Source organism: Pseudophaeobacter sp., from assembly GCF_048267565.1.
In the GTDB taxonomy this organism is placed as follows: domain Bacteria; phylum Pseudomonadota; class Alphaproteobacteria; order Rhodobacterales; family Rhodobacteraceae; genus Pseudophaeobacter; species Pseudophaeobacter profundi.
Map to the genome: position 1 here is coordinate 1 of NZ_JBLWXG010000024.1, position 5,995 is coordinate 5,995.

At 53.9% G+C, this 5,995-nt stretch carries 7 protein-coding genes; all 7 read right to left on the minus strand.

The features are described 5' to 3' along the window. Positions 1–35: 35 nt before the first annotated feature. The gene (locus ACN0VH_RS20785; protein WP_417702512.1) at positions 36–182 is read right to left on the minus strand and encodes a hypothetical protein; all 147 of its coding nucleotides are present in this window, start codon (positions 180–182) and stop codon (positions 36–38) included. A gap of 174 nt (positions 183–356) precedes the next feature. Continuing rightward, positions 357–797: a c-type cytochrome gene (locus tag ACN0VH_RS20790; protein ID WP_417702514.1), complete on the minus strand. Its 441-nt coding sequence runs from the start codon at positions 795–797 to the stop codon at positions 357–359. 260 nt (positions 798–1,057) lie between these two features. Then, complete coding sequence (locus ACN0VH_RS20795) at positions 1,058–1,342, minus strand: copper-binding protein (protein WP_417702516.1); 285 nt, start codon at positions 1,340–1,342, stop codon at positions 1,058–1,060. A gap of 26 nt (positions 1,343–1,368) precedes the next feature. Beyond that, positions 1,369–1,842 (minus strand): cupredoxin domain-containing protein, encoded by a 474-nt coding sequence (locus ACN0VH_RS20800; RefSeq protein ID WP_417702518.1) that lies wholly within the window; start codon positions 1,840–1,842, stop codon positions 1,369–1,371. Between the two features lie 38 nt (positions 1,843–1,880). Then, positions 1,881–3,239, minus strand: a complete 1,359-nt coding sequence (locus ACN0VH_RS20805; protein ID WP_417702520.1) for a multicopper oxidase family protein — start codon at positions 3,237–3,239, stop codon at positions 1,881–1,883. Between the two features lie 14 nt (positions 3,240–3,253). Then, positions 3,254–4,714, minus strand: a complete 1,461-nt coding sequence (locus ACN0VH_RS20810) for a TolC family protein (RefSeq protein WP_417702522.1) — start codon at positions 4,712–4,714, stop codon at positions 3,254–3,256. Next, positions 4,714–4,938 carry a hypothetical protein gene (locus ACN0VH_RS20815; protein ID WP_417702524.1) on the minus strand — a complete coding sequence of 75 codons (225 nt, stop codon included), beginning with the start codon at positions 4,936–4,938 and terminating at the stop codon, positions 4,714–4,716. The genes ACN0VH_RS20810 and ACN0VH_RS20815 overlap by 1 nt, the downstream gene beginning before the upstream one ends. Between the last annotated feature and the right edge of the window lie 1,057 nt (positions 4,939–5,995).

Genomic DNA, 5,995 nt, shown 5'->3' on the forward strand with positions numbered 1-5,995 from the left:
AATCAATCACGCAACCGAACCAGAGCCTCCAATGTTCAAGCCGCTCTGATGTCCCATTTTATATGACGACGGACACTTCGCAACACAAGCTGCCCGTCCATATCGAAACCAACGATGTGAAACGTGTCTTTGCCAATATCGATGCCAATCGACATCAGCTCATCAAAGTCTATCTTCGCCATGCTACTTCTCCATCATGCAGAAATAGGACAAGCCTAACCTGCTGGGTGAAGCAGCCGGTACATCCCATTAGCAGCCGTCGATTTTTCGACGACAAATGGCAGCTTCAATCACTTAGCCGACGTCTGACGTACCACACGGGGGAGAGGACCTGAGACAAGTCCTACGATAGGGAGCTAATCAATCCCGTTGGCACGCTGTAGTTCACGCACATAGCGGATGATACCCTTGACATCCCCATCCGTCATTCCCTGCAGTTTAGGCATATTGCCAAACCGCCAATGGTGAGCCTGCACCCCGTTTTGGACAGCGCGGAAAAATGCCGCATCGGCATGATGTGATGGTTCGTAGATCTTGTGTACCAGTGGAGGCCCTTTGCCGTTTCGGCCTGTGGCGTTCTTGCCGTGGCATTCTGCGCAAACCGCGTCGAATGCTCGTTTTCCTACCAGAGCGGTTTTTGTGAACCCTTCGGGCAAGCGGACGCTAACAATGGGACCTCCGGGAACCAACGCTGTGGGCGATGCGGACTTGTCTTCATCAACTGTCCAGTTTGAAAAGACGTATACTGCGGTTGCACCAATGACGGCGGCAGTGGCGATTGAAAGTAGTTTTTGCATTTTCTTCTCTCTCGTGTTTTGGGGAAGGCATCATTTGGAAGCCTAAAACGGCCACTTCGGGAGGTAGGAAACCACGTTTCAAACCAGAAAAATCCCCATGGTAGAGGAGGGTGATTTCACTCTCGTTTGGAAAAACTTGTGTCGTATTCAGACAGCTTTGAGCGTTTCTGTTAGGGTGAGCACAATGCTTGTGGGAAAAGTAAAACGTCAGCGCAAATGGCGCAGAGGGGAGGTTCGAAGCTGAACCTCCCGTCATCTGTTTATCTCAGCTCAGTTACTGTGAGCTTGCCTTTGATCCTTTCGGCCACGAACTCTATTTCTTGCCCTGCCCTAAGCTGTTCCAACATGCTTTCTTCGGCAAGGCGGAACACCATGGTCATTGCGGGCATTTCAAGATCCACAAGTTCTTCGTGAATTATTGTGACCTTTCCAGCCTTGGCATCGACCTTTTTCACGGTGCCCTTGGTAAAGCTACCAGCGATGGCAGAGGTGGCGATACCGACACTCAGCAGGAGCGCAGTTGCGACTAGATTTACATTTTTCATGAGCAGATTTCCTTTGGCTACTATCATCATTTCACGACAACCGGGCCATGCATGCCTGATTCATAGTGACCAGGGATCAGGCAGGCGAATTCAAAACTGCCGGCATTGGAGAAGGTCCAAACGACTTCTCCTTGTCCACCGGCATCCAGACGCACAGAATTCGGATCGTCATGTTCCATATCCATTTTGGCCATCATTTGTTTGTGAAGGACATTTCGTTCTGCTGTATCCAGCACGAATTCATGCTCCAGATCACCCGAGTTAGTGATTGAGAATTTGATCGTTTCACCCTTGGAAAAAGAGAAATTGCGCGGTTCAAACAGCATCTCGCCATCGCCGGTCTCTCTCATTGAAACTCTGATTTCGCGATCCACATGATGTGCATCTCCGGGTTTTCCAACCTCCATTTCATCGTGGTGATCACCGCCATGGGTGCCCGCTGCAAATGCAGGTGCGGCCAAGATAGCGGCAACAAACGCTGTCGAAAGGATCGTTTTCATATCTAACTCCTCATGAGTATTATTTAGGCCAAAGGGCATTAGCCCTTGGCGGTTGGTTTCGGGGTAATCTGTGTCTGGGCATTGTTGGAGCGGGCAAAATCTGGCAATTCGCCGGTCCACTCATATGCTTGGGTGCCGGGCGGATTTATGTACCAGCCGGGGTCGCTGTAATCGCCTGATCCGATCCCCTCGCGAACCTTCACGACCGAGAACATGCCGCCCATTTCCAGCGGACCGTAGGGGCCCCAGCCTGCCATCATCGGCACTGTGTTGTCCGGCAGGGGCATCGACATTTCTCCCATGTCGGCCATGCCTGCAGTGCCCATGGGCATATACTCTGGCTGCAACGCGCGGATCTGGCGTGTGAGCTTGCTTTTGTCAGCACCAATAAAGGTAGGCACATCATGACCCATGGCATTCATTGTGTGATGGGATTTGTGGCAATGGATGGCCCAGTCGCCTAGGTGGTCTGCCACGAATTCGTATGCCCTCATCGCACCAACCGGAATGTCGATCGACACCTCTGGCCACTGGGCGCTCTCCGGTACCCAGCCACCATCCGTACAGGTGACTTTGAAGTCATAGCCATGCATGTGAATGGGATGATTGGTCATTGTCAAGTTACCGACCCGCACCCTGACCTTGTCCCCCTTGTTGACCACCAGTGGATCTATGTCGGGAAAGACCCGGCTGTTCCATGTCCAGAGGTTGAAATCGGCCATGGTCATGATGCGCGGAACAAATGTGCCCGGATCAATATCAAATGCATTGAGCATGATCAGGAAATCACGATCCACTCGCATGAAATTGGGGTCTTTGGGATGCACGATGAACATGCCCATCATGCCCATGGCCATCTGCACCATTTCGTCGGCATGTGGGTGGTACATAAAGGTGCCTGATTTGGTCAGGTCGAACTCATAGATAAAGGTCTTGCCCGGTGGAATTCCGGGATGGCTGAGCCCACCCACACCATCCATGCCCGACGGCAGGATCAACCCGTGCCAATGTACAGTTGTATGCTCCGGGAGTTTGTTGGTGACATAAATGCGGACCCGATCGCCCTCAACTGCCTCGATGGTCGGGCCGGTGGATTGGCCGTTGTAGCCCCACAGATGGGCAGTCATGCCATCAGCCAGCTCTCTTTCTACCGGTTCAGCAACCAGGTGAAATTCCTTCACCCCGTTGTTCATGCGAAACGGAAGCGTCCAGCCGTTGAGTGTCACCACAGGATTGTAGGCAGGTCCGGTCGCGGGAGCTTTGGGGGACTGTGTGGCTGCTGTATCCATAAAGGCCGCTTCGGGCAGACCCATGTTGGAAGTCTTGCCCCAGGCCTGCGAAGAGACAAGCGCGGCACCAGCAGCACCGGCGCCCAGAATTTGACGTCTGTTCATCATCTTGATTTATCCTTTTAATGCGCCGCGCCGCTGCCGCTGGCGATCTCTGCGCCAGCGCTCATCGCAGTCGAACCTGCACCGCCGCCATAAATAGCGGCATTTACATTCGCCTGGGCCAGCCAAAAGTCTCGCTTGGCATTTGCCGCTTCCAGTGCGCTGGATAGTTTGTCTCGTAGGTCCGTCAGCAACTCGAATGTATCGGTGATCATGCCGTTGTAGCTGAGCAGACCTTCCTCCTCGATAGTTCTGCGCAACGGCAGGACTACATCGCGGTAGTGGCGAGCGATCTCGTAGGAGGCGTGATAAGCTAACTCGGCACTTCGCGCTTCAGAGCGTACGTTTACAGCCCGTTCTGCCAACTGGTTGGCAGCCAGCATGTAAGATAGCTCCGCCTTGCGAAGACGCGCTTTTCCGCGATCAAAGATCGGAATAGCAAATTCCAGCTCCAATTGCGGCCGGGTGTCGGTAGTGGTGGCCCCGTCCTCGCGTTCGCGCTCGGATTCAAAACCGGCAATCAACTCCAGATCTGTCACCAATCTGGTCTGATCTGTCAGCCCAAAGGCGCGCGCCTGTGCCTCAAGACCGATTTTCGCAACCTTCAGGTCTACACGGTTCTTCAAAGCGGCGGCTTCAATCGACGCAACCCTGGACAAGGAACGAGGCAATGTCGGCAAAGCATCCGGCACGTAGTATTGTGCATCTCCGCCCCAAAGCCCCATCAGGCGGGTCAACTCTTCTTTGGCCAGTGAAGCTTCAAGCCGCGCCCGCGCGACCTGACCAGCCAGCTCGGCCTGAAACGCGAATTCGCGTGCCTGACCGGCCTTGTTCAAGGCACCGGTTCTGCCCAATTGGCTGGCCAGTTCGGCACCTGCACCTGCTGCTTCACTGGCTCTGCGCCAATAGCTCAACCGTTCAAAGGCAGCCACTGCGTTGATCCAAGCCTGGCGGGTTTCGCCTGCCACTGCCAATGTCTCTTGAACTGCAGTTAATTGCGCCTGTTGATACTGCGCTTCGGCAACGGCCATGCGTTGCTTTCTGGTCTTCGTATCCAGCAAGTTGAGCGCGATGGTAGATTCCAGCGCCCGATATAGGCCAAGTTCTGGCGCACCGATGCCCAACAGGCCAATCGACACGACTGGGTTTTCTGGCGTCATCTGCTGCCAGACCTCTGCTGCCGACAACCCGGCTCTAAAATAGGCAGCTTGGAGTCCCTTGTTGTTCAAAAGGGCAGCCTGAACGGCCGTTTCCGCCGAGATTGTTTTCCCCAGCACCAGGTCACGCACTTCATGGGTCAGGGCTTCGTTCTGCGCCTGGGTTCGGATAAAAGCCGTGCGCTTGCCAATCGCGTTTGATGTCTGATTTGCAATGGTTTGAAACCCGACGGCCTCGTTTGTGTATTTGTCCGGCACAACTGTTGAACAAGCGGCCAGAACGACGGGCCCTGCCAGCATGACTGGCCAAATTCTACGTTTCATCAATTGTCTCCCACTTGCGCATCATTGACCCCACGCCAGGGCGCTGGCCCTGTGGGCTCATGGGGCTCAAAACCGGCAAATGGCGATTGATATCCCAGTGCCCGGTAAGGGCCGGACTGGGCCGCGACACGTTCCAATGCCTCGGTTTCGGGAAGTGCAGCGGGAATGGTCGCGCATGCACTCAGCAACAGGGCGCTTGCCCCGGCCAGAAATGGAATTTTCATGTGTTTTTCCTAAGAAATGTCAGCGAGAATCCAGCGCGGAGGCGCAGGATTGCTTCAAGGACCGCAAGAGCGGTTCAACATTTCAGGATTTTGGAGGGCGCAGGAGCGTTACCAGGTCCAACGAAGGAAGCCTGGCGTCCACTATAGCCCAACGGATCTCATACTGCAGGGAAGCTTGGCTCGGTTGCAGCGACAGCACATTCAACGCCACACAGGCGCCAGCACAACAGCTTCCAGGTTCGGCGGGATTTTGATTACTGCCCTCACTGCTGTGATGAGAGGCATGGGGGGCATCGTTCAAATCGACGCCTGTCATCACCATGGGTCCAGTATCGTGATGGCCAGAAAGCGCATGCGCAGCGGATGGCAAAGACAGACCTAGTACAAGAATAACTGCAAATGCAGCAGTAACTCTAATCAGTCGAAGTGTGGATGCCAAACATTTCATAGCAACATTTCTTACGGGCGGAACTGTCGGCGTCAAGACACGATTGATACATGGCCAGTACAAATTTGTATGTCTAGGATTTCGCCCAACATCTTCTGGCAGGCTCCTGTCATACGCATAAACCCTCCAGCGCTGGAACATGGATCGACACCATAAGTATCTGAGAATCAACGACTAAATGAGTCGCATCAAGTCAATGTGACGGACCACTCCAATTGCAAAAAATGGTTTCTGTACGGACGCCCGCCTTTAGTCCATCTCTTCGACGCTTGCATAACTGGCACTACTAGTATCCGCTGGAGAAAAGTCGCCACGCAAACAGTCAGCTTCAAATTGAAGGCAGGTTTTCAAGAATTGAACGCGATGGATGCAGGTTCGATGTCGGGTACGTAGGGCTCGAAACCGTTCAACATTGTGAGTCATTTCGAAGCGATGATCCAACTTCGCATGGGGGCCTATTTCACGCAAAGCTGCCGTTGGCGTAGACTACAACGAAGGTCCATTACCCGGTCCTTGTAACAGATCGGTGGGTCTGCTTTGGGCTGACACCGGCCATAGGTATGGAGCACAGCCCTGCTCTAGGCCGCCTAGGAGGGCACCTCAGGTCGG

What these genes read in the sequence shown, in the direction of transcription:
- ACN0VH_RS20785 (WP_417702512.1), bottom strand. Translation starts at nt 182, where the DNA reads ATGGCGAAGATAGACTTTGATGAGCTGATGTCGATTGGCATCGATATT.
- ACN0VH_RS20790 (WP_417702514.1), bottom strand. Translation starts at nt 797, where the DNA reads ATGCAAAAACTACTTTCAATCGCCACTGCCGCCGTCATTGGTGCAACC.
- ACN0VH_RS20795 (WP_417702516.1), bottom strand. Translation starts at nt 1,342, where the DNA reads ATGAAAAATGTAAATCTAGTCGCAACTGCGCTCCTGCTGAGTGTCGGT.
- ACN0VH_RS20800 (WP_417702518.1), bottom strand. Translation starts at nt 1,842, where the DNA reads ATGAAAACGATCCTTTCGACAGCGTTTGTTGCCGCTATCTTGGCCGCA.
- ACN0VH_RS20805 (WP_417702520.1), bottom strand. Translation starts at nt 3,239, where the DNA reads ATGATGAACAGACGTCAAATTCTGGGCGCCGGTGCTGCTGGTGCCGCG.
- ACN0VH_RS20810 (WP_417702522.1), bottom strand. Translation starts at nt 4,714, where the DNA reads ATGAAACGTAGAATTTGGCCAGTCATGCTGGCAGGGCCCGTCGTTCTG.
- ACN0VH_RS20815 (WP_417702524.1), bottom strand. Translation starts at nt 4,938, where the DNA reads ATGAAAATTCCATTTCTGGCCGGGGCAAGCGCCCTGTTGCTGAGTGCA.